At 63.3% G+C, this 20,514-nt stretch carries 25 protein-coding genes; 23 read left to right on the forward strand and 2 right to left on the reverse strand.

The genetic code is table 11. The features are described 5' to 3' along the window. Positions 1–2: 2 nt before the first annotated feature. Complete coding sequence (locus L8I05_RS04640; protein WP_159957609.1) at positions 3–383, forward strand: hypothetical protein; 381 nt, start codon at positions 3–5, stop codon at positions 381–383. A gap of 134 nt (positions 384–517) precedes the next feature. On the opposite strand, the gene L8I05_RS04645 is transcribed toward L8I05_RS04640, so the two are convergent. Then, on the reverse strand, positions 518–1,282 hold the full coding sequence (locus L8I05_RS04645; protein WP_242167353.1) for a tetratricopeptide repeat protein: 765 nt from the start codon (positions 1,280–1,282) through the stop codon (positions 518–520). 48 nt (positions 1,283–1,330) lie between these two features. Between L8I05_RS04645 and L8I05_RS04650 the strand changes: the two genes are divergently transcribed. The 13 genes from L8I05_RS04650 (at position 1,331) to L8I05_RS04710 (ending at position 10,309) form a co-directional block, all read left to right on the forward strand. Further along, a complete protein-coding gene (locus L8I05_RS04650) occupies positions 1,331–1,894 on the forward strand; it encodes a type III secretion protein (RefSeq protein ID WP_242167354.1) in 564 nt (187 codons plus the stop codon). Between the two features lie 12 nt (positions 1,895–1,906). Continuing rightward, on the forward strand, positions 1,907–2,140 hold the full coding sequence (locus L8I05_RS04655; protein ID WP_159957603.1) for a hypothetical protein: 234 nt from the start codon (positions 1,907–1,909) through the stop codon (positions 2,138–2,140). 9 nt (positions 2,141–2,149) lie between these two features. Beyond that, the gene (locus L8I05_RS04660; RefSeq protein ID WP_159957601.1) at positions 2,150–2,584 is read left to right on the forward strand and encodes a hypothetical protein; all 435 of its coding nucleotides are present in this window, start codon (positions 2,150–2,152) and stop codon (positions 2,582–2,584) included. 4 nt (positions 2,585–2,588) lie between these two features. After that, on the forward strand, positions 2,589–3,371 hold the full coding sequence (sctJ, locus tag L8I05_RS04665) for a type III secretion inner membrane ring lipoprotein SctJ (protein WP_159957599.1): 783 nt from the start codon (positions 2,589–2,591) through the stop codon (positions 3,369–3,371). After that, on the forward strand, positions 3,368–3,982 hold the full coding sequence (locus L8I05_RS04670; protein WP_242167355.1) for a type III secretion protein: 615 nt from the start codon (positions 3,368–3,370) through the stop codon (positions 3,980–3,982). The genes sctJ and L8I05_RS04670 overlap by 4 nt, the downstream gene beginning before the upstream one ends. Then, positions 3,975–4,559: a FliH/SctL family protein gene (locus L8I05_RS04675; RefSeq protein ID WP_242167356.1), complete on the forward strand. Its 585-nt coding sequence runs from the start codon at positions 3,975–3,977 to the stop codon at positions 4,557–4,559. Before L8I05_RS04670 ends, L8I05_RS04675 begins: the two co-directional genes overlap by 8 nt. After that, complete coding sequence (locus tag L8I05_RS04680; protein WP_242167357.1) at positions 4,556–5,878, forward strand: FliI/YscN family ATPase; 1,323 nt, start codon at positions 4,556–4,558, stop codon at positions 5,876–5,878. Before L8I05_RS04675 ends, L8I05_RS04680 begins: the two co-directional genes overlap by 4 nt. A gap of 187 nt (positions 5,879–6,065) precedes the next feature. Beyond that, on the forward strand, positions 6,066–6,512 hold the full coding sequence (locus L8I05_RS04685; protein ID WP_197627665.1) for a hypothetical protein: 447 nt from the start codon (positions 6,066–6,068) through the stop codon (positions 6,510–6,512). Further along, positions 6,509–7,510, forward strand: a complete 1,002-nt coding sequence (locus tag L8I05_RS04690) for a FliM/FliN family flagellar motor switch protein (protein ID WP_242167358.1) — start codon at positions 6,509–6,511, stop codon at positions 7,508–7,510. Before L8I05_RS04685 ends, L8I05_RS04690 begins: the two co-directional genes overlap by 4 nt. Continuing rightward, positions 7,507–8,160 carry a type III secretion system export apparatus subunit SctR gene (gene sctR / locus L8I05_RS04695; protein ID WP_017137580.1) on the forward strand — a complete coding sequence of 218 codons (654 nt, stop codon included), beginning with the start codon at positions 7,507–7,509 and terminating at the stop codon, positions 8,158–8,160. The genes L8I05_RS04690 and sctR overlap by 4 nt, the downstream gene beginning before the upstream one ends. A 10-nt stretch (positions 8,161–8,170) precedes the next feature. Further along, positions 8,171–8,440 (forward strand): flagellar biosynthetic protein FliQ, encoded by a 270-nt coding sequence (locus L8I05_RS04700; RefSeq protein WP_016969171.1) that lies wholly within the window; start codon positions 8,171–8,173, stop codon positions 8,438–8,440. Between the two features lie 6 nt (positions 8,441–8,446). Continuing rightward, positions 8,447–9,259 (forward strand): type III secretion system export apparatus subunit SctT, encoded by an 813-nt coding sequence (sctT, locus tag L8I05_RS04705; protein WP_242167359.1) that lies wholly within the window; start codon positions 8,447–8,449, stop codon positions 9,257–9,259. Positions 9,260–9,262: 3 nt separating this feature from the next. Next, entirely contained in the window at positions 9,263–10,309 is a 1,047-nt protein-coding gene (locus L8I05_RS04710) for an EscU/YscU/HrcU family type III secretion system export apparatus switch protein (protein ID WP_242167360.1), read from the forward strand. 503 nt (positions 10,310–10,812) lie between these two features. Here the strand turns inward: L8I05_RS04710 and L8I05_RS04715 are convergent. Continuing rightward, positions 10,813–13,629, reverse strand: a complete 2,817-nt coding sequence (locus L8I05_RS04715; protein ID WP_242167361.1) for a winged helix-turn-helix domain-containing protein — start codon at positions 13,627–13,629, stop codon at positions 10,813–10,815. On the opposite strand from L8I05_RS04715, the gene L8I05_RS04720 reads away from it, so the two are divergent. The 9 genes from L8I05_RS04720 (at position 13,609) to L8I05_RS04760 (ending at position 20,512) form a co-directional block, all read left to right on the forward strand. Beyond that, positions 13,609–13,827 (forward strand): hypothetical protein, encoded by a 219-nt coding sequence (locus L8I05_RS04720; protein ID WP_242167484.1) that lies wholly within the window; start codon positions 13,609–13,611, stop codon positions 13,825–13,827. The two genes, L8I05_RS04715 and L8I05_RS04720, sit on opposite strands and share 21 nt — an antisense overlap. 379 nt (positions 13,828–14,206) lie before the next feature. After that, entirely contained in the window at positions 14,207–14,479 is a 273-nt protein-coding gene (locus L8I05_RS04725) for a DUF2282 domain-containing protein (RefSeq protein ID WP_106579920.1), read from the forward strand. Beyond that, positions 14,476–14,889 (forward strand): DoxX family protein, encoded by a 414-nt coding sequence (locus L8I05_RS04730; protein WP_242167362.1) that lies wholly within the window; start codon positions 14,476–14,478, stop codon positions 14,887–14,889. The genes L8I05_RS04725 and L8I05_RS04730 overlap by 4 nt, the downstream gene beginning before the upstream one ends. Before the next feature lie 12 nt (positions 14,890–14,901). Next, complete coding sequence (locus tag L8I05_RS04735; protein ID WP_242167363.1) at positions 14,902–15,663, forward strand: alpha/beta hydrolase; 762 nt, start codon at positions 14,902–14,904, stop codon at positions 15,661–15,663. Between the two features lie 25 nt (positions 15,664–15,688). Next, a complete protein-coding gene (locus L8I05_RS04740) occupies positions 15,689–15,961 on the forward strand; it encodes a hypothetical protein (protein WP_242167364.1) in 273 nt (90 codons plus the stop codon). Between the two features lie 91 nt (positions 15,962–16,052). After that, positions 16,053–16,877: a DUF692 domain-containing protein gene (locus tag L8I05_RS04745; protein ID WP_242167365.1), complete on the forward strand. Its 825-nt coding sequence runs from the start codon at positions 16,053–16,055 to the stop codon at positions 16,875–16,877. Then, entirely contained in the window at positions 16,874–17,626 is a 753-nt protein-coding gene (locus tag L8I05_RS04750) for a DNA-binding domain-containing protein (RefSeq protein WP_242167366.1), read from the forward strand. Before L8I05_RS04745 ends, L8I05_RS04750 begins: the two co-directional genes overlap by 4 nt. Before the next feature lie 323 nt (positions 17,627–17,949). Continuing rightward, entirely contained in the window at positions 17,950–19,314 is a 1,365-nt protein-coding gene (locus L8I05_RS04755; RefSeq protein WP_242167367.1) for an MFS transporter, read from the forward strand. A 70-nt stretch (positions 19,315–19,384) separates the two neighbouring features. After that, the gene (locus L8I05_RS04760) at positions 19,385–20,512 is read left to right on the forward strand and encodes an MFS transporter (protein WP_242167368.1); all 1,128 of its coding nucleotides are present in this window, start codon (positions 19,385–19,387) and stop codon (positions 20,510–20,512) included. Positions 20,513–20,514: the final 2 nt, after the last annotated feature.

Genomic DNA, 20,514 nt, shown 5'->3' on the forward strand with positions numbered 1-20,514 from the left:
CGATGACTGCTTTGCGTGTGTTGATGCTGTTGCCCCTGGCGCTGGTGGGCTGCCAGACCCATTTGGCGCCGGTGTATTACGCGCCGGAATACCGCGCGGATGGTTTGCCGAGCCAATGCCAGCAGCCGCCGGCCAAGGATGCAATCGGCCTGGACGAAGATTTCAAACCGACCTTGCCGTTGGGCTGTGCGAACAATTTGAATTTGATGCAGATGGTTGAGCGCAAGCAAGACCTGACCCAAGGCCGCGCCACCGGCCCGGCCATGGCCGCCCCCGTCGGCCGCGCCGCCCAGGTCTACATCGAAGGCTTCGACCGCGAGCAACTGCAGCGGCGCAAAGATCAGCAAGAAGCCAAAGCCGGCGCCACCGGAGGCCAACAATGACCAAAGGCACGCCAATGATCGCAATGATCGTTCCCACGCTCCGCGTGGGAATGCCCCTTGTGACGCTCCGCGTCACGCCTCGGAACGCAAAACGTCCCGGCCTGCATTCCCACGCAGAGCGTGGGAACGATCAGTCAGCGCGGGTCCACCAACCCCAATTCCTTCGCCTGCGCCACCGGATCACTGATCGCCTTGATGCGCTTGGCCTCCACCACCAATCGCGCGCGCTCAGCCGCGGGAATATCATCCAACGGCAACCCGGCAATCTTTTGTTCAAAGCCCGCCAACACCATCACCAACAACTCATTGCGCTGATGCCGTGGCAACGCACGGGGCGACTGAGTCACCGGTGCAATGGTCTCCAGCGCCTGTTGCGACTGCCCGCCAAGCGCATAAGCCAGGGCCAGATTGCAACGGCTGTCGAGGTCGTCCGGCTGCAAGCTCAGGCTTTTAGCGAACGCCGTCTGTGCCGCGACCGCCTGGCCATTCAGCACCTGGGCGATGCCCAAACGGGTGTAGGCGACCGGCAAGTGATTGATCTCGGCAGCCTGCCCCAAAGCGGTCACCGCACGTTGGGTCTTGCCCAATTGCAATTGCGCGGTGCCCAGGCCGAGCAGGGCGTCGGCGTTGTGGGCGTCGAAGCCCAGGGCCTGCTGGAAGGCGCGTTCGGCGCCCAGCGCGTCCTTGGCGTCGAGCTTGGCCTGGCCGAGTTTGAGCCACAGGTCGATGCCGGCGCCCGGTTGCTGGGCGGCGCGCTCGTACAGCGCGGCCGCGCTGCTGTAGTCGCCGCGTTTGCTCAGGTCGTTGGCCAGTTGCAGGGACTTGTCGGTATCGGTCGCAGGTTTGCTGGAACAGGCCGCCAACAGCAGGGTACTGGCGAGCAGAAAATTCTTGGTCATCGTCACAACTCGTCGGGCGAAGGCGGACGTCATGTAAGCATATTTTTGATGGCCGTCCTATGCCTGTTCAATGCCGGTTTGGCCGACGCCGCCGAAGAGCCCGCCTGGTTCTCCCAGCCCTACGCCTACGTGCTGGTCGATCAGGATGTACGCAGTGCCCTGGAAGAATTCGGCCACAACCTCGACGTGCCGCTGGTGCTCTCGGACAAGGTGCGCGGCAAGGCCCGCAGCACCATTCGCGCCGCCACTGCCGGTGAGTTCCTGCAGACCCTGTGCAGCACCAATGGCCTGACCTGGTACTTCGACGGCAACCTGCTGTACCTCAATGCCAGCGACGAAATCAGCACCAAGCTGTTCAAGGCCAGCGCGCTCAACCTCGACCAGTTGCAGGCCTACCTGAACACCCTCGACGTGTTCGGCCAGCAGTTGTCGATGCGCAATAGTCCCGAGGGCGATGAGGTGTTTGTCTCCGGCCCACCGCCGTACCTGGCGTTGGTGCAACAGCATGTCGATCACCTGCAACCCACTGTCGCGGCCGCCCCGGTGGCACGCGAGCATGGCGTGCGGGTGTTCCGTGGCGCCCAAGTCAGTACCGAAACCCCAACCCAGTAAAGGAGCAGCACCATGTCCGTAACGGCCGTAGACAGCAACCTCGCCCCCGGTGGCGCCAGCCCTGAAGCCAAGTTCAACGCGGCGGTGGATAACGCCAAGGCCGCCGACAAACCCTCGGACACCAGCGATGCCGAGTTCAACGATGCGCTGATCACCCAGGCGGTCACCATTGGCGGGCAGTTCATCATCATGCCGAAGATGCAGGAACTGCTGAACGACGCCATGTCCGATGACGACGACGAGTAGGGAGCCCCTATGACTATCAGTCTCGCTGCCGGCGCTTCGGCTTTGCCGCCGTCCGCCGGTGCGGGGCCCGCCGGGGCCTCGCAGAACCTGTTCGAACACATGGCCAATACCGCCAAGGGCATGCCCGAAGGCGCCAGCCCGCACCAGATCGGCTCGGGCCTGATGGAGCGCATGAACAGTTTCATCGACCGCACCCGGGCGTTTTCCGAACGCGCCGACGTGCTCACCAATAACCCGTCGGCGCCGCCGCCGGCCTCGGTGGAAATCCGCACGGCGAGTGCTTCGCCGCAGGGCGAGCCGGGCAAAAAAGTCGGCGAGCAGCAGGTCGACCAGATCGTGCACTCCCTGGGCAAGATGTTCGATTACTCCATCGAAACCCAGATGGTGGTGCGCGGTGCGACGCAGATTTCCGGGTCCGCCAACACGTTGCTCAAGGGTCAATAACGCCATGCCAAGCCCAAACCGCGCGCTGCGCCTGCTGCTGATCGGCCTGCTCGCCAGCCTCTTGCAGGCGTGCAACACCGACCTCTATACCAACCTCAGCGAGCGCGATGCCAACGCGATGGTCGCGGTGCTGCTGCGCGGTGGCATCCCGGCGGAGCGCAAGACCCAGGACAACGGCCAGCTCAAAGTGGTGGTCGATGAGGAGCGCTTTGCCGAAGCCATGACCCTGCTCGACAACGCCGGCCTGCCCCAACAGAGCTTTTCCAACATGGGCGAGGTGTTCAAGGGCAATGGCCTGGTGTCGTCGCCGGTGCAGGAACGCGCGCAGATGATCTACGCGCTGAGCGAAGAGCTGTCGCACTCGGTGTCGCAGATCGACGGCATCGTCGCCGCCCGTGTGCACGTGGTGTTGCCCGACAACGACTTGCTCAAGCGTGTGATTTCGCCGTCGTCGGCCTCGGTGCTGGTGCGTTACGACCCAGGCACCGACATCAATACGCTGATCCCGCAGATCAAGACCCTGGTCGCCAACGGCATCTCCGGCCTCAGCTACGACGGCGTGTCGGTGACCGCGATCAAGGCCGCCGTGGCCATCAGTCAGAACCCGGCACAGCCTCGGCTGGCGCGCTTCATGGGCCTGTGGTTGCTGGAAGACAACCTCGCCCAGGCCCGCATTATGTTTGGCGGCTTGCTGCTGATCGCCCTTGGCGCGCTCGGCGTACTGGCCCGCCAGCAGTGGGCGCGGCGCCAATCCCAGGCGTTGTATGTGCTCAAGGAGGGTGAATGAGTTTGTTTGAACGCTGGCAGGGGCTGATCGCCGAGCCGCTGCAGTTCGTGCGCGCGCCAAGCCTGGGCGCGTGTTTTGCTGATGACCTGCCGGAAGACGTGCTGCACGCGATGCAAAACCAGCCACGTTTTCGCCAGCGCCTGGAACAACTGCTGGTCAGCCACTATCAGCTGGCGCCGCTGGCATACCTGGTGACGCCGTTGGCGGCAGACCTGCCGGTGTTACTGCTGTCGCCGGCGCAATTTGCGCGCTTGCCGAGGTTGTGCGGCGCCATCTGGCACGCCTCGACCTTGAGCCGCGAGATTCGCCGCGACGTGGTCAATGAACTGCGCGAAGGCCTGGGCGCCGAGGTCTTCAGCCAGGCGCTGGCCTTGCGTCAACTGGGCGGTGCTGCGGATTTGCTGCGCGAGCCTGCGGAACTGATCGACGCCATCGACCGCGATGGTCAGGGCTGCGTGGCGGCCTGGCTGCACGCCCAGCAGGCCGATTTGCAGGGCTGGATGCGTTTGCGTTTTGCCTTCCCCCAGGGCCATAGCGCGCGGCTGCCGCGTGACCTGGAGATCGTCCAGGCCGCCGCCGCCCTGATGGCCGAGGATAATACTGATGAGTGAATTACCGAGCCGTCCCACCGCACGCATCCTGCGTGCCGAAGAAGCCGCGCTGTGGACCGACGGTTTTGCCTTTTTGCAGGCCGCCAAGGATCAGGCCGAGCAGGTCAAGGCCGAGAGCGACCAGTGGCTGCAAGCCGCGCGCGCCGAGGGCTTTGAAACGGCGCGGCAAGAAGGCGCGGAGCAAGTCGCGCAGTTACTGGTGCGAACCCAGTCCCAAGTGCAGCACTACCTGAGCAGCCTGGAGGCATCCCTGGCCGATCTGGCCCTGGGCATCGTGCGTGAGGTGTTGGGTGAACTCGACAACGCCGAGCGCGTGGTGCGTTGCACCCGCCAGGCCTTGAGCGCCTTTCGTCAGGACCAGGCGTTGACCCTGTGGGTGCCGCCTGCCGAGGTTGAGGCCTTGCGCCAACGCCTCAAGCACGAAGGCCTGGCGATTGCCGTGGACGCCGATGAACAGCTGAGTGCCGGCCAGGCGCGCCTCAACAGCCCGGCCGGCTCCGTCGAGCTGGGCCTGGAAGCGCAATTGCAAAACCTGCGTCGCAGCCTGTTGCCGTTCGCCGAAGAGGGCGTGGCATGAACCTGGAGCAGTTGCTGCCGCGCTTGACTGAGCGCTTGGCCCAGGCGCGTATACGACCGATGCACGGCACCGTGTTGAGCATCCGTGGTGTGCTGCTGCGCGCCAGTGTCGCCGGCGCAAGCATCGGTGAACTGTGCCAGCTGCGCGACCCTGGCAGCGGCCGCAGCTTGAGCGCCGAGGTGATCGGTTTTGATGGCGACGAGGCGATTCTGTCGCCCATCGGCTCCATGGAAGGCCTGTCGACCCGCACGCAAATCACTGCCACCGGCGAAACCCTGGGCGTGGCGGTGGGCGATGCGCAACTCGGGCGGGTGATCAGCCCGATGGGTGATTTCCTCGACGGCGACGGCATCCCGCCGACCCTGGCCTTGCAGCGCTACCCGCTGCACGCCGAACCGCCGGCGCCGTTTTCGCGGCAACTGATTGTGCGTTCGATGGCGCTGGGTATTCGCTCCATCGACGGTTTGCTGACCTTGGCCCAGGGCCAACGCATGGGCATTTTTGGTGAGCCGGGCGTGGGCAAGTCGTCGCTGCTCGCGAGCATCATTCGCAACAGCGAAGCCGATGTGATTGTGATCGGCCTGATCGGCGAGCGCGGCCGGGAAGTGCGCGAATTGCTCGATGTGCAACTCGACGCCCAGGCCCGCGCGCGGACGGTGGCGGTGGTGGCGACGTCTGATCGGCCGGCGGCGGAGCGGGTGCGTGCGGCGTTTGTCGCCACCACCCTGGCCGAGTACCACCGCGACCAGGGCCGCAATGTATTGCTGTTGATGGACAGCCTGACGCGCTTTGCCCGTGCCCAGCGTGAAATCGGCCTGGCGGTGGGCGAACCGCCTACCCGCCGCGGTTACCCGCCGTCGTTTTTCTCGGCCTTGCCGCGCCTGCTGGAGCGCGCCGGCCCAGGCCCCACCGGCAGCATCACCGCGCTGTACACCGTGCTCACCGAAGGCGACGCCGCCAGTGATCCGGTGGCTGAGGAAGCGCGTTCGATCCTCGACGGGCATATCGCCCTCAGCGCCGAACTGGCCCAGCGCAACTATTTCCCGGCGGTGGATGTATTACGCAGCCGCAGCCGCTTGATGGAGCAGGTCGCGGGTGAAGAACACAAACGCCTGGCCCTGCGCATTCGTGAACTGATGGCGCGCTACGGCGAAATCGAAATGCTCATCCGCGTGGGCGAGTACTCCGCTGGCAGCGACCCGCTGGCCGACGAAGCCATCAACCGCCACGCGGCGATCGAAGCATTCCTGCGCCAGAACGCCGGCGAACCGAGCAGCCTGGACCAGACCTTGGTCCGCATGCGCCAGGTGCTGGCATGAGATCAATGAACAACGGTGAACTTCAGCCCCATGCAAAACCCTGTGGGAGCTGGCTTGCCTGCGATAGCGGTCTATCAGTCACACAAGGGCAAGCTGACCCACCGCCATCGCAGGCCAGCCAGCTCCCACCGTTGATCTTCATGGATCTAAAGATTGTCACGCAGGCTTAAGGAAGGAGTGACCCCCAATGAAAACTGACCAACTACGCACCCTGCAAACCCTGCGGGTGCTGCGTGAACAACGCGCCGCCAGCCAACTGGCCGCCCAACAGCAACGCTGCGCGCAAACCCACGGCGTGTTGACCGATGCCAAGGAACAACTGCGCCTGCACCGTGAGGCGATTGCCGAAGAGGCGCGGCAGGTGTATGCGTCCCTTACCGAAGGCTTGTCGGTGGCCAGTTGGCAGGCGGCCCAGGACCGTTTGCGCGGCCTGTCGGATGACCAGCAACTGCTGGAAAACGACGTGACCCACGTGTCCACCACCCTGCAAAGCCAGGAGCGCGAGCGCGACCTGTTTCGCCAGGAACGCCTGAACCGTCAGCGCCAGTCCGAAGCCTGGCAAAGCCTGCTGGACGGACGCGAAAGCGCTGAGCGCCGCGTCGGTGAGTTGCGCGACGAAGGCACCGGCACATGATCGCAGCCCTTGCCGACCCTCTGGCGCCGTGGCTGACGCTCTACGACCCGGCGTTGCTGGATTTGCATAACCAACTGCACCGGCGCCGGCGCGCCTGGCAGGGCCGCTGCGCCGGGCAAGACCTGCGCGTGAGTTGGGCCGCTGAGCCGCACACCCTCAACGCCCCGCGCGATGTGCTGCTGTTGCTCGGCCGCGCGCCGGTGCGCCTGCGTTTGTCGACGGCCGCACTGGAACAGGTGCTGGTGCCGTTGGCGCTGCAATTTGACGTGCAGCTGTTGCCCTCGCTGCCGCGTTCGTTGCTGCTGGAACTGGCGGTACTCGACCTGATCGAGACCCTGGAACCGTTGCTTGGCCACCCGGTGCAGTTGCTCGAAGGCAAAGACGACCCGCGCACGTTTGCCGTGAGCCTGGCGCTTGAACTGACCTTCGGCAATCAACCCGCCATGCGCGCGCAGCTGGACCTGAGTGAAGGCGCCGCCGTGCTGGTGGCGCAGTTGCTCACGCAATACGGCCAGGTCGAGCCCGACCCACTGCCCGCGCTGCGCCAGACCCTGGCGGTGCTGGCGGGGCAGCAGTGGCTGAGCCTCGGTGAGTTGCGCAGCCTGCGCCCCGGCGATGTGCTGATGCTGGAACACGACGCGGGCTTGCTGCTGGACCTGGACGGGCGCTTGCAGGCCCGCTGCCAATACCAGGGTGAAGCCTTGCGGTTGCAAGAAGAATTGAAAGCGCCCCTTTTGCACATGGAGAACACAATGACTGATGTGGATGCGGCTGCGGCCCTGGATGACTTGCCGCTCAAACTGGTGTGCCAGGTCGGCAGCCTGGAATTGAGCCTGGCGCAATTGCGTGAACTGGGCGCGGGCAGTCTGTTGCAGCTCAACACCCAAGGCGTGGACAGCGTCGACCTGATGGTCAACGGGCGCCGCGTCGGGCAGGGCCAACTGGTGAAAATCGGTGACGGTCTGGGCGTGCGCCTGCTGAGTTTCGCCACCCCATGACCGGTTATCAGCCGAACCTGATCGAGATCATCCTGGTCGTTGCGACGATCGGGCTGATCCCGTTGGCGGTGGTCACCCTCACCGGTTTCATGAAGATTTCGGTGGTGCTGTTCCTGATCCGCAACGCCCTCGGGGTGCAGCAAACCCCGCCGAACCTGGTGCTGTATGGCATCGCGCTGATCCTGTCGGTGTACGTGACCACGCCGCTGATTGGCGACATGTACCGCCAGGTGGAAGGGCGCGACCTCAACATCGAGCATGTCGAGCAACTCAAGGACCTGGGCGATGCGCTACGCCCGCCGCTGCAGGCGCATTTGAAGCGCTTTGCGAATGAGTCCGAGCGTGGTTTTTTCGTGCAGGCCACCGAGACCATCTGGTCGCCGGAAGCCCGCGCCGACCTGCGTGACGATGACCTGGTGGTGCTGATTCCGGCGTTTGTCAGCTCGGAACTGACTCGCGCCTTCGAGATCGGCTTTCTGCTCTACATCCCGTTCCTGGTGGTGGACTTGCTGGTGTCCAACGTGCTGATGGCGATGGGCATGTCGATGGTGTCGCCGAACCTGATTTCGATCCCGCTGAAGATCTTTTTATTCGTGTCGCTGAGTGGCTGGTCGCGCTTGATGCACGGTTTGATTCTGAGTTACGGCTGAGGCGCGACCCATGGGCCAGGACGTTTTCCTGTCATTGATGAAACAGGCACTGATGACCGTGCTGATGCTCTCGGCACCGGCGCTGGGCGTGGCGATTATCGTGGGCTTGAGCGTGGGCCTGTTCCAGGCGCTGACGCAGATCCAGGACCAGACCTTGCCCCAGGTGGTGAAGCTGGTGGCGGTGTTGTTGACCATCGTATTTCTCGGCCCGGTACTCGCGGGGCAAGTCGCGGAGCTGGGCGGCCAGGTGCTGGACAATTTCCCCATGTGGACGCGCTGACCGCCCATGGATGCCAGCCTTACCGCGCAGTTTCTTGAAGTCGCCTACCCGGTGATCAGCGCCGCCTCGCTCGCCGCCTGCCGCGCGATGGGCGTGGTGGTGATCACCCCGGCGTTCAACCGCCTGGGTCTCACCGGCATGATTCGCGGCTGCGTGGCCGTGGCCATCTCAATTCCGATGTTCTTCCCGGTGTTCGACGCACTCACCCATATGCCCGAACACGGCAGCGTGTTTATCGCCGGGTTGCTGATCAAGGAGTTCCTGATCGGCATCCTGATCGGCCTGTTGTTCGGCATCCCGTTCTGGGCGGCGGAAGTGGCGGGGGAGTTGATCGACCTGCAACGCGGCTCGACCATGGCGCAATTGGTCGACCCGTTGTCGTCCGGCGAGTCCAGCGTGATGGCGACCTTGCTCACGGTGATGCTGATCACGCTGTTCTTCATGTCCGGTGGTTTTATCCTGATGGTCGACGGCTATTACCACAGCTACCAGTTATGGCCGGTCACTTCGTTCACCCCGGTGTTCGCCAGCTCCGCGTTGCTCGCGGTGTTGTCGATCCTCGACCAGATCATGCGCGTCGGCGTGCTGATGGTTTCACCCTTGCTGATTTCGCTGTTGATCACTGACTTGATGCTCGCCTACCTGTCGCGGATGGCGCCCAACCTGCATATTTTCGACTTGTCGCTGCCGGTGAAAAACCTGTTTTTCAGTATCTTGATGGTCATCTATATCGGCTTCCTGATTCCCTTGATGCTCGACCAACTGGCGGAGTTTCGCGGCACCGTCGAACTGCTCAAAACCCTGTCGGGCATGGAGTAGCCCATGGCCGATACCAGCGAAGAGAAATCCCAGCCGGCCACGGACAAGAAACTCAAGGACGCGCGCCAGAAAGGTCAGGTCGCCAAGAGCCAGGACCTGGTGTCGGGCATGGTCATCCTGTTTTGCACGCTGTGTATTTCCATCCTCGCACCGCGGGCCAGGGCCCAGGTCACGGCGCTGATCGACCTCACCGCGCAAATCTACATCGAGCCGTTCGCTACAGTGTGGCCACGGGTACTCGACCATGCCGAGCAACTGGTGATCAGCATCACCTTGCCGGTGATGGCGGTGACCACCGGCGTGGTGATCCTGACCAATATCATCACCATGCGCGGCTTTGTGTTCTCGGTGGACCCGATCAAGCCGGAGTTCAAGCGCATCAACCCGGCGGAGGGCATGAAAAAGATTTTTGCCTTGCGCAACCTGGTGGAGTTCATCAAGGGACTGATCAAGGTGCATGTGCTGGCGATCGCGTTTTACGTGATCGGCAAGCATGCGTTGCAGGCGCTGATGGAGTCGTCGCGCTGTGGTGCGGAGTGCATGGAGTCGACGTTTTTTCTGGTGCTCAAGCCGCTGGTGTTTACCGTGTTGTGCGCCTTCATCCTGGTGGGCGCGGTGGACGTGATCATGCAGCGCTGGCTGTTCGGCCGCGACATGAAAATGACCCGCAGCGAAACCAAGCGCGAACGCAAGGACATCGACGGCGACCCGCTGATCAAGAGCGAACGGCGCCGCCAGCGCAATGAAATGCAGGCACTGGCGACCAAGCTGGGGTTGGGCCGGGCGTCGATGATGATCGGCACCACCGATGGTTGGGTGATTGGCGTGCGTTATGTGCGCGGCGAGACGCCGGTGCCGGTGATCGTGTGCCGGGCGTCGCCGGAGGAGGCGTTGTTGATGTTGCAGGAGGCTTACGATTTGGGCATTCCGCATGCGCCGGATAAAACCCTGGCCACTGAAATTGCCCGTAAGACCGTGCCCGGCGACCCCGTGCCGGACGCCTCATTCCAGGCCGTGGCCGATTGGCTGGTCGCGGCGCGTCTGATCTGACCCGACACAACTCCAAATGTGGGAGCGGGCTTGCTCGCGAATGCGGTGGGTCAGTGACACATGAGCTTGCTGATACACCGCCTTCGCGAGCAAGCCCGCTCCCACATTTGATTGAGTTCAGCTTCAATGAACAGGCCGGCTGTCAGGCCGCCTCGGCCTTGCTTTTGATCCAACCACTCAGGTCGGCTACCAGGCCGCCGTGCTTTTGATCTTGATCTGCTTTTGATCTTAGGCGCCCCGTTAAACCACGCTGGCCGAACGCAGGCTTTGGAGCGGGGGTAAACCGGCAGGACGCCGGTTTAGCCGCGCTGGGCCAAGGATGGCCCATCGCGGCGGCCCCCGCTCCAAAGCCGGAGTGAGGGCACACCGAGCCTAGGCGAGGTGCCGAGTGGTGGGGCAAGAGCGTTTTGCTTACTTTTGCGCTGTTCAAAAGTGAGCCGCCGTAAGGGTGGAACCCATCTCAGCCCTAACCCAAATAACGGATATGTACTCAACCCCACCCATCAACGATGCTGAAACCGAGGCAACGAAGCAATCCGCAATTTAGGCTCCTGCAACCGCGCCAAATCCGTCGCAATCTGCGCCCGCCAAAAATGCGCCCCCGCCAATTGCGCATCCACCCACGCCTGACGCAGCAGCACCTTGGCCTTGTCCACCGACCCATAATGCCCCTGGCGCAATGTCAGTTGCGCCTTGATCCGCAACATCTGCGGCACAAACCAACGCTCATGGCGGCCAATCGCCAAATGCAGCGTGTCCTCCAACACTTCCAGCGCAAGTTTCTCCAGTCCCAGCCGCGCCAAACCCAAAGCATATTCACACCGCAACAAACTGTAGAGCTGGCTGTCACCCTGGCCCTGCAAGTGATGCAGAGCCTCACCAAGCTGTGGCACGCCTTCTTCCGGCGAACCCTGGCGAATCAGCAGGATGCTCTCAAAACACAGACGAAACTGCCGCCAGATATGCAAATCCTGACGCGTGGTGCTGTCTTGCAGCAGGCCCAGGTAATAACGCATTTTCGGCAAGTTAGAGGCCAACAGCGCCAAAGGAATCGCCCCCAGGCACAAGGTGTACCAGAGCGTCGCCGGGTGATCGAGTGAGATGGCTTCGTCGACGCAGGCGCTGATCAAGCGCAGCGCCGGGTCGACATCACCTTCCAGCAACAACACCTTGGCCTTCAGGCAACGGGCGGCGATGCGTTGGTCGAAATGCACGTCGATGATGTGCGAACGCGGTGCCGACGGCGCGCCAAGGGCCTCGTCGATATTCTGCCGCGCGCCCGCCAGGTCGCCCATATGAAACAGCGCCACCGCGCGCATGCGTTTACCCAGTAGTTGCTGGTTGCCGCTGCTGTTCAAGGCGATATAACGCTCGGCCAGTTCCAGCGCTTCGGTGTATTGGTTACAGCCGCAACGGTCCGTCCACAGGCCCCACAAGGCGCGCATTTTGTGTTCGGCATCGCCCAGCTCACGGGCGTCTTCGCGTACCTGGCGCCAGGCTTCGCGCATCGGCCCGCCGGTGCCGTAGGTGAGCATCAACACACTGGCCAGGGCGGTTTGCAGGAGCATGCGTTGGCGCACCGGCAGCGGTGCAATGGCGTTGCTGGCCAGGCCTTTTTCGACCCAGGTACGGCACTCGCTGACCAGCGACAGGCGCAACCACAGCGGCACGCCGCCCAGGGTCAGCTCGATGCCCAGGGACAGATCGCCGTTGGCCGAATACGCCCAGTCCAGGGCCGAGCGAATGGTGCTGATTTCTGGCCCGTACAGCGCGATCCAGGTTTCCGGCGACAGGCCATCCAGGTTTTCGCCGGCCTCCTGCAACACGCCAAGGGCGTAACGGGCATGGCGTTGGGCGGTGGCGTTGGTTTCGCCATGCTCAGTGAGTTTTTCCTGGGCATAGGCGCGGGTGGTTTCCAGCAGGCGGTAGCGCTTGAGCAACTGCGACTCACCGGCGATCAGCAGTGACTTGTCCATCAGGCTTTCGAGCAAAGGCAGCGCGTTGCGTGGGTCGAGGCTGCTGCGGGTGGTCATCGCCTTGACTGCATCAAGGGTGAACGAGCCGGTGAATACCGCCAGTTGGCGCAACATCGCCTGCTCGTCGCCGCTGAGCATCGAATAGGTCCAGTCCAGGGTCGCGCTCAACGAGCGGTGGCGGGCGAGGGCGGTGCGCCGGCCGGTCATTTGCAGGCGAAAGCTGCCGTCGAGCAGGCCGACCAGGTCCTGGATGCCGAAGGTGCGGACCCGCGCGGCGGCGATTTCGATGGCCAGCGCGTTGCTGTCGAGTTTGCGGCAGATTGCGCAGGCTGCTGCCACATCGGCGTCGTTGAACACAAAGTCGGGGTCGAGGGCGCGCACGCGTTCGACAAACAGGCGTACGCCGGACCAGTTCAGGGCTTCGGCGGCGTTGAGGTGCGGCCCATCGTCGGGCACTTGCAGCGGTGCCAGGTCGTGCACGCGTTCGCCTTCGGCGCGCAGCGGTTCACGGCTGGTGGTCAGCACGTAGCAGTGAGGTGCACTGCGCAGCAGGGTTTCGACGGCGTCGGCGGTGGCCGGCAGAACGTGTTCGCAGTTGTCCAGCACCAGCAGCAGGCGTCGCTCGGCGAGGGTGGCGGCGATGCTGTGCAGCGGATCGTCGCTGACGGTCTGGATGCCCAGGGCGCTGGCGAGCATACCGGTCACCCATTGCCCGTTGGTGGCGGGCGCCAGGTCGACGAAGCAAGTGGCCAGTTGGAGTTCGTTTGCCAACTTGTGCGCCACGCCCATGGCCACGGTGGTCTTGCCGATGCCGCCGGGGCCGGTGAGGGTCAAGAAGCGTTGGCTCAGCACTTGTTCGGCCAGGCTTTCGATTACCGCATCGCGGCCGATCACCTCAAAGGACGGCGGCGTGGCGCAGGGTTCCTGGCTGCGCGGGGCGGGCACCGGCAAGCTGTCTTCGCCGGCCGCCTGCACGGTCACCGGCGCGACGAAGCGATAGCCACGGCCCGGTACGGTAACGATGTAACTGAAGTTGCCGTCGTCGCCCAAGGCGCGGCGCAGGGCGACGATCTGCGCGCGCAGGTTGCATTCCTCCACGACCACCTTGGGCCAGGCGAAGGAAATCAGTTCGGCTTTCTCCAGCAACTCGCCGGCGCGGGTGGCCAGGGCGATCAACAGGTACAGGGCGCGGCTCCCCAGCGTGACGGGCTCGCCGTTACGCAGCAACACGTGCTGGCGTGCCAGTAACAGGAAGGGGCCAAAGCCCAACACGTTATCGCCGGTAGTCGGGGCTTGGTGGTCTGCGTCCATACAGGACACTGCGTGATTCTTGCTCGAGCTCATCAATTCGTCCTTTTTATAGTCAGGCTTGTTATTGGCGATCAGGCCATTCGCCCTTTTTGGGGTGCAGATGTGCAGCAGCAGTCTTGGAAAGTTGATGTCGATCAAAAAGTCGAAAAAGTCGCCCTCCTTTGGGGCGTTGTCGTTTTTATTCGCGTGTCACGGATTGGGTTTCAGTGGATGAGACTGTCTCAAAGCTGAAACATTTTATTACTAGAAATACTGATAAAGCAGAATGTATGCCAGTTGGCATGTAACAAAGATGACAACAACCTTATGAAATTTATGGTGATTTTTGCGGTCGTTGGCGGCGCCTGAGAGGCACCGTTCGGAAAGGCGAATATTTCTAATTGTGTCGTTCGGGATGCCGAATAAATTGGCGGAAATTTGGCAGCTTTTTATTGACTGTGTATCGCACTGTATCCCCGCACCACCTTGATACACCGGCATGACGTTCTGTCGTGTTTGCGACACAGAGCGGATACACGCCTGGCTTTAACTCTGTTCACCAGCTGGCGCCGGCGGTCACTCACCGCCACTCGCGCCCTGGCCACACTCAGTCAAGCCAGGAGATACACCGATGAAGCGTCCCTACGCTGCCCTCGCGGCAACCCTCGCCCTGTCCCTCAGCGCCTTCGCGGCGGTGGCTCATGCCGATGAGCCCAAGCCCCAGGAAAAATGCTTCGGCGTGTCCCTCGCCGGCGCCAATGATTGCGCTGCCGGCAAGGGCACTTCGTGCGCCGGCACTGCCACTGCCGACTACCAAGGCAATGCCTGGGTGCTGGTGGACAAAGGCACCTGCACCCAGATCAAAACCCCCAAAGGCTACGGCAGCCTGACGGAACAACCGTGATCCAGCGCCTGCTGCCCCAGGCCCTGCTGTTGCTGGTGGCGCGGGTCGCGATTGCGGCGGTGTTCTTCCTGTCGGGGCGCACCAAGGTCACGGGGTTTCTTGAGCTTAAACCGTCGACCTACACGCTGTTCCGCTCGGAATACGCCTTGCCGCTGATTCCGCCGGACTGGGCCGCGCACCTGGCGACCTACGCCGAACACCTGTTCCCGCTGCTGCTGTTGCTGGGCCTGCTGACCCGCCCGGCCGCCGCTGCGCTGCTGGGCATGACCCTGGTGATCGAGGTGTTCGTGTACCCCGACGCCTGGCCGGTGCACCTGACCTGGGCGGGGCTGTTGCTGCCGCTGCTGGCCGCTGGCGGTGGGGCCTGGTCGTTGGACCGCCTGCTGTTCGGTAAACCTTTACAACCCTGATGGAGATTCCCGATGCGCATGCTTTCTTCCCTGGCCGTTGCGATGGCCATGACTGTTCCACTGCTGGCCCAGGCGGCCGACATCGCGCAGCCCGGCACCGGTAAAAGCGTGGTGATCGTGCCCGGTTCGTTTGTCGACGGCTCCGGTTGGCGTGTGGTGCACGACATCCTGATTCACAAGGGCTACAAGGTCACCGTGGTGCACCAGGGCCACGAAAACCTGGCCGCCGACGTGGCCGAGGCGCGCGAAGTGCTGGAGCAGCAAGTCGGCCCGGTGGTGTTGGTGGGCCACAGTTCCGGTGGCGCGGTGATCTCGATTGCCGGCGACCGCGACAAGGTCAAGTCGATGGTCTACGTCTCGGCGCTGCAGCCGGAAGTGGGCGAGAACATGGCCCAACTGATCGGCTCGATGCCGGCGCCCAGCGATGACATCAAACAGAGCCGCGACGGCCACCTGTTCTTTGACCGAACCAAATACAACGCAGATTTTGCCGCCGACTTGACCACCAATCGCACCGATTTTATGGCCGCCTCACAGGTGCCAGCTACCACCGCGCTGTTCGGCGGCACCGTGTGGGCTGCGGCCTGGCACAAGAAGCCGACCTACGCGGTGGTCTCCACCGAAGACCGTGCGCTCAGCCCCGCGCTGCAACGCTGGATGTACCAGCGTGCCGGTTCCAAGGTCACTGAAATCAAGGGCAGCCACTCGGTGTACATTGCCCAGCCTGAGGCTGTGGCGAAGGTCATCGAAGACGCTGCTTCCGTCATCAAATAACGCCCCCCGAAAAAAGGAAAACACCATGAACACTGCACTCAAATCTCGCCTGAGCCTCGCCGCTGCTGCTGCCCTGATCGCCATGGCCTCGGCTTCATTCGCCAGTGCCGTCAGCGCTGCCGATCAGCAGGAAAAACCCGGCCGTTGCTACGGCGTCAACAGCTGCAAGGGCGAAAGCCTGTGCGCCACCGCCAAGCATGACTGCAAGGGCCTCAACAGCTGCAAGGGCGAAGGCGTGATCGTCAAGACGCCGTCCGAATGCCTCAAGGCTGGCGGCACGCTGACTGAGCCGAAGTAACTCACCCACCCTTGTGAGGTGCGGGTTTGTTGTGGCGAGGGAGCTTGCTCGCCACCACAAGCTCGCTCCTGCAGTTGATGGAGAACAGGCTATGCCAACACCCAACCCACATTTTTCCGGCTACGGCCTGGGCCTGCGCAAGGAACACTACTGCGACTTCCTGGAGACCTCGGTGCCGGTGGATTTTGTCGAAGTGATCTCCGAGAATTTTATGGTCGAAGGCGGCCAGCCTCGGCATATCCTGCGCCAGATTCGCCAGCGCCATCCGGTAGCGCTGCATGGCGTGTCGATGTCGATCGGCAGCGCTGAAGGGCTGGACCCGCACTATCTGCGCCGGCTCAAGTCGCTGGTGGATGAGGTCGAGCCGCTGTTTGTGTCCGACCACTTGAGCTGGTCGCGCAGTGGCGGCTTCAATTCCCATGATCTATTGCCCGTGCCCTATACCGAGGAGGCGCTGGAGCGGGTGTGCGCCAATATTCACCAGGCCCAGGAAGTGCTGGGCCGCACGCTGTTGATTGAGAACCCCTCCAGCTATGTGGCCTTCGACGGTGCATCCATGCGCGAGTGGGAATTTATCGCCGCCATGGCCCGGCGCACCGGCTGCGAGCTGTTGCTGGACGTCAATAATGTGTTTGTCAGTGCCCGCAATCATGGCTTCGATGCGCTGGCGTTTCTTGATGGCATTCCCGCCGAGCGTGTGCGTCAGGTGCACTTGGCCGGCCATAGCCAGGGCCGTGATTTGCTCATCGACAGCCATGACAGTCCGGTGTGTGTCGGGGTGTGGGAACTGTATGCCAAGGCCATTAAGGTACTCGGGCCAGTGGCGGTGATGATTGAACGCGACGATGAGATTCCGCCGCTGGCCGAGTTGCTTCAGGAGCTGTCGATGGCCCGAGCCTTGGGGGCGCAGCGATGAACCTGAGTGAGTGGCAGCAGGCCTTTCGCACGTGGCTGGTAAGTGCGTCGGACGACGCCGCGCAGGTGCTGGGTAATCACCGCGCGGGTCTGGCGGTGTACCAGAATAACTACCGCGCGCAGTTGGTCGGGTGCCTTGAGCAAGCGTTTCCGAATCTGCGCCGCTGGCTCGGCGATGAGGTGTTTCTGGCGGCCAGCATTAGCCATATCGACCAGCACCCGCCGCATGCCTGGACGCTGGATGCTTATCCTGAAGGTTTCAACGCGACGTTGAAGACGCTGTTCCCACATAACCCCGACGTGCATGAGTTGGCCTGGATCGAGTCGGCCTTGAATGAAGCCTTTGTCGCCGCCGATGCGTCGCCTGTGCCGCTGCACGCGTTGGCTGAGTTGGACTGGGATACCGCCATTTTGCGGCTGACGCCGTCGCTGCGCTGCCATGCCCTGACCACCAATGCCGAGAGCATCTGGTCGGCGCTGTGGCAGGAGACGCCCGCGCCCGAAGCGACGATGCTTGAAGAGGCGGGCGGCCTGCTGGTATGGCGACGCCAGTTCACCTCGCGCTTGCGCCAGGTAGAGGCTTTGGAGCTTGAGGCCTTGCTGCACTTACGTGCCGATGGCAGCTTCGCCGGGCTGTGTGAGTTTCTGGTGGCGCGATTGGGGGAAGACGCGGGTGTGGCCCAGGCCGGTGAATACCTGGCGGGGTGGTTGGGCAGTGAGTTGATTGTGGGTGTTGGGGCGAGTGAGTAACGGGTCCCTTTTTGGCGAGCGGGCCTGTTGTGGCAAACGGGCCTATTGTGGCGAGCGGGCTTGTTGTGGCGAGCGGGCTTGCCCCGCGTTGGGCTGCGAAGCGGCCCCAAAGGCTACCAACCAGTTTTGTCAGAAATACCGAGGCGACTGGGGTGGGAGCGCTTCGCACTCCAACGCGGGGCAAGCCCGCTCGCCACAACAAGCGTCTGGCCACAACAAATCGACGGTTTAAATGAAAATTCTGACAGCCAGGCAATTGGCCACTGAAAAAATCCGCGTCTGCCCGTACTCTAGAAGCCTTTGTTACCAGCGCCGGATTGTCCATGTCTTCTGTTGCCGATGGGTTGCCCTCCAATAAACGCCTGCCGGCGGTGATCGCCCTTTCTTTAGGCATCGGCATGGCAACCCTGGACACGGCCATCGTCAACACCGCGTTGCCGACGCTGGCCGAAGGCATCGGCACTGACTCCGCCTCGGTGATCTGGGTGGTCAACGCCTACCAGCTGGCGATTATCGCCACGGTGCTGCCATTTGCTTCGTTGAGTGATGTGTGGGGGCATCGCCGGGTGTACCTCGGTGGCTTGCTGCTGTTTATTCTCTCGTCGCTGTTTTGCGGGTTGGCCGGGTCGTTGCTGACGTTGACCGCCGCGCGGGTGGCGCAAGGGCTGGGTGCGGCGGCGGTGATGAGTGTTAACACGGCGCTGCTGCGCCATATCTACCCATCAAAAATGTTGGGGCGTGGGCTGGGCTATAACTCGCTGGTAGTGGGGCTGGCCTTCACGCTGGGGCCGACTGCGGCGTCGGCGATTTTGTCGGTAGCCACCTGGCATTGGCTTTATCTGATCAACGTGCCGCTGGGTTTGCTGGCCCTGGGGTTGGGCCTGCGTTCATTGCCGACGCTGCCCATGACCGGCCACGCCTTCGACCGTCTCGCCGCTGCACTGTGTGCCGGGTTGTTCGCCTTGCTGGTGCTCGGCCTGGGCACGGCGGTGCACGGTGCCCAGGGCGCACTGACGTTGGGCCTGATCGCCGTGGCGCTGGTGTGCGGCGCGTTGCTGCTGCGCCGCCAGGCCGGTCACCCGGCGCCGATGCTGGCCCTGGACTTGTTCAAGCGGCCGGTGTTTGCGCTGTCTTCCCTCACCGCGATCTGCGCATTCAGTGCTCAGGGCCTGGCGTTTGTGTCGTTGCCGTTCCTGTTGCAGGCGGCGCTCGGGCATAGCCAGGTGGAAACCGGTTTTCTGATGACGCCGTGGCCGGCCGTGGTCGCTGTGATGGCTCTGGTGGCGGGGCGCCTGGCGGATCGTGTGTCGCTGGGCGTGCTGTGCGGTATCGGCCTGTTGATGCTCAGCGCCGGCATGGCCGCGCTGGCGACCTTGGGCAGTGGCGCGTCGGCCTTTGATATCGGCTGGCGCATGGCCTTGTGCGGCGCCGGCTTTGGCTTTTTCCAATCGCCCAACCTCAAGGCAATCATGACCAGCGCGCCGTTGGCCCGCAGCGGCGGGGCGAGTGGCATCGTCGCGATTTCGCGGTTGCTGGGGCAAACGCTGGGGGCGTCATTGGTGGCGTTCTGTTTCCATCTGTCGCTGGGCAGTGGCCCGCAATACGCGCTGTGGCTGGGTTGTGTGTTCGCCTTGGTGGGCAGTGTGGCCAGCGGCTTGCGCTTGTTGCCCTATGAGAAAAAAGCCTGATGGGGCGTTGTAAAACCCGGCACGAGAAGGCTAACGTGGCGGCCTGAGTATTTCGGGATGTTTCAGATTTATGTCCAGCCTGGCCCAACGCACTGCTGATACGACCTCCCGACGCGCCGCACTGACCCTCGCGTTATGCCTGCCCAGTGACGTGCTGCTCTACCTGCTGCTGCCGATGGAATCCCAGGCGTTTGGCATCACGCTGGCCCAGGCCGGGGTGTTGCTGGCGGCTAACCGGCTGGTGCGGATTTTTGGCTACCGGCATGTGCTGAATTTCTACGCACGCAACGGTGATCGGCTGACATGCATGATCGCCGCCGCGGCCGCCACGGTGTGCGCCTTGGGCAACTCGATGCTGTCGGGTTTCGCCGCATTGCTCGGGCTGCGGCTTATCTGGGGCTTGTGCTTTGCCGCGCTGAACCTGTCGACCCAAGTGTTGGCGACGTCCGAACCCGCTGGCGCCGCGCGCAGGGCAGGGCGCTCAAGGGCGATGATTGCCCTCGGGCCAATGCTGGCGTTGCCACTGGGTGGCTGGTTGACCTTATGGGCCGGGCCGCGCCCGATCTTTATGATCCTCGCCGGCTGCTGCCTGGCGGGCGTGTGGGCGGCGCGCGGTTTGCCCACCGCCGGGCATGACCTGCACAGCACCGGGCGACGTTTCAAGTGGCCCGACAGCGTAGCGACCTGGTCGTTTATCGAAGGCGTGGCGCTGGACGGGCTGTTTATTTTTGGCCTGTCGATCCAGGCACAGAAGATTCTCGGCGGCGATGCGGTACTGATCGCCGGTGGCCTGATGGCCCTGCGATACGCCTCGGAAATGCTCCTGAGCCCATTGGGTGGCCGCGCGGCACAACGCTTTGGCGCCACCTCGATGCTGTTGCTGTTTTCGTTCTTGAGTGCCCTGGCCTTGACCGCGTTCGGCAGCTATTGGGTGATCGTCGGCGCAGCCGCCGTGCTGGTGCTGCGCGCGCTGCAACTGCCTCTGGTAACCACCTTGGTGGCCGAGCGCAACCCCGGCTCGATGCGCGTTTCCGCGCTGGCCTCCAACGCGGTGTGGCGTGACGTCGGCGCTGGCCTCGGGCCGTTGCTGGCCGGTTTGTTGCTGCCAGTGGCCTCGGCGCCGTGGGTGTTTGGCGTGGCGGGCGCGGCCATTGCGGTGAGCGCGGTGTTCTGCTGGCGAGCCAGGGTTGCCCGCTGACG

It is taken from the genome of Pseudomonas sp. MONT-RG-20F-20-E-7-02 (assembly GCF_022662395.1).
Lineage (GTDB): Bacteria > Pseudomonadota > Gammaproteobacteria > Pseudomonadales > Pseudomonadaceae > Aquipseudomonas.

Excerpts from the sequence above, each read along its gene's own strand:
- L8I05_RS04640 (WP_159957609.1), top strand. The coding sequence starts at position 3 with ATGACTGCTTTGCGTGTGTTGATGCTGTTGCCCCTGGCGCTGGTGGGC.
- L8I05_RS04645 (WP_242167353.1), bottom strand. The coding sequence starts at position 1,282 with ATGACCAAGAATTTTCTGCTCGCCAGTACCCTGCTGTTGGCGGCCTGT.
- L8I05_RS04650 (WP_242167354.1), top strand. The coding sequence starts at position 1,331 with ATGGCCGTCCTATGCCTGTTCAATGCCGGTTTGGCCGACGCCGCCGAA.
- L8I05_RS04655 (WP_159957603.1), top strand. The coding sequence starts at position 1,907 with ATGTCCGTAACGGCCGTAGACAGCAACCTCGCCCCCGGTGGCGCCAGC.
- L8I05_RS04660 (WP_159957601.1), top strand. The coding sequence starts at position 2,150 with ATGACTATCAGTCTCGCTGCCGGCGCTTCGGCTTTGCCGCCGTCCGCC.
- sctJ (WP_159957599.1), top strand. The coding sequence starts at position 2,589 with ATGCCAAGCCCAAACCGCGCGCTGCGCCTGCTGCTGATCGGCCTGCTC.
- L8I05_RS04670 (WP_242167355.1), top strand. The coding sequence starts at position 3,368 with ATGAGTTTGTTTGAACGCTGGCAGGGGCTGATCGCCGAGCCGCTGCAG.
- L8I05_RS04675 (WP_242167356.1), top strand. The coding sequence starts at position 3,975 with ATGAGTGAATTACCGAGCCGTCCCACCGCACGCATCCTGCGTGCCGAA.
- L8I05_RS04680 (WP_242167357.1), top strand. The coding sequence starts at position 4,556 with ATGAACCTGGAGCAGTTGCTGCCGCGCTTGACTGAGCGCTTGGCCCAG.
- L8I05_RS04685 (WP_197627665.1), top strand. The coding sequence starts at position 6,066 with ATGAAAACTGACCAACTACGCACCCTGCAAACCCTGCGGGTGCTGCGT.
- L8I05_RS04690 (WP_242167358.1), top strand. The coding sequence starts at position 6,509 with ATGATCGCAGCCCTTGCCGACCCTCTGGCGCCGTGGCTGACGCTCTAC.
- sctR (WP_017137580.1), top strand. The coding sequence starts at position 7,507 with ATGACCGGTTATCAGCCGAACCTGATCGAGATCATCCTGGTCGTTGCG.
- L8I05_RS04700 (WP_016969171.1), top strand. The coding sequence starts at position 8,171 with ATGGGCCAGGACGTTTTCCTGTCATTGATGAAACAGGCACTGATGACC.
- sctT (WP_242167359.1), top strand. The coding sequence starts at position 8,447 with ATGGATGCCAGCCTTACCGCGCAGTTTCTTGAAGTCGCCTACCCGGTG.
- L8I05_RS04710 (WP_242167360.1), top strand. The coding sequence starts at position 9,263 with ATGGCCGATACCAGCGAAGAGAAATCCCAGCCGGCCACGGACAAGAAA.
- L8I05_RS04715 (WP_242167361.1), bottom strand. The coding sequence starts at position 13,629 with ATGAGCTCGAGCAAGAATCACGCAGTGTCCTGTATGGACGCAGACCAC.
- L8I05_RS04725 (WP_106579920.1), top strand. The coding sequence starts at position 14,207 with ATGAAGCGTCCCTACGCTGCCCTCGCGGCAACCCTCGCCCTGTCCCTC.
- L8I05_RS04735 (WP_242167363.1), top strand. The coding sequence starts at position 14,902 with ATGCGCATGCTTTCTTCCCTGGCCGTTGCGATGGCCATGACTGTTCCA.
- L8I05_RS04740 (WP_242167364.1), top strand. The coding sequence starts at position 15,689 with ATGAACACTGCACTCAAATCTCGCCTGAGCCTCGCCGCTGCTGCTGCC.
- L8I05_RS04745 (WP_242167365.1), top strand. The coding sequence starts at position 16,053 with ATGCCAACACCCAACCCACATTTTTCCGGCTACGGCCTGGGCCTGCGC.
- L8I05_RS04750 (WP_242167366.1), top strand. The coding sequence starts at position 16,874 with ATGAACCTGAGTGAGTGGCAGCAGGCCTTTCGCACGTGGCTGGTAAGT.
- L8I05_RS04755 (WP_242167367.1), top strand. The coding sequence starts at position 17,950 with ATGTCTTCTGTTGCCGATGGGTTGCCCTCCAATAAACGCCTGCCGGCG.
- L8I05_RS04760 (WP_242167368.1), top strand. The coding sequence starts at position 19,385 with ATGTCCAGCCTGGCCCAACGCACTGCTGATACGACCTCCCGACGCGCC.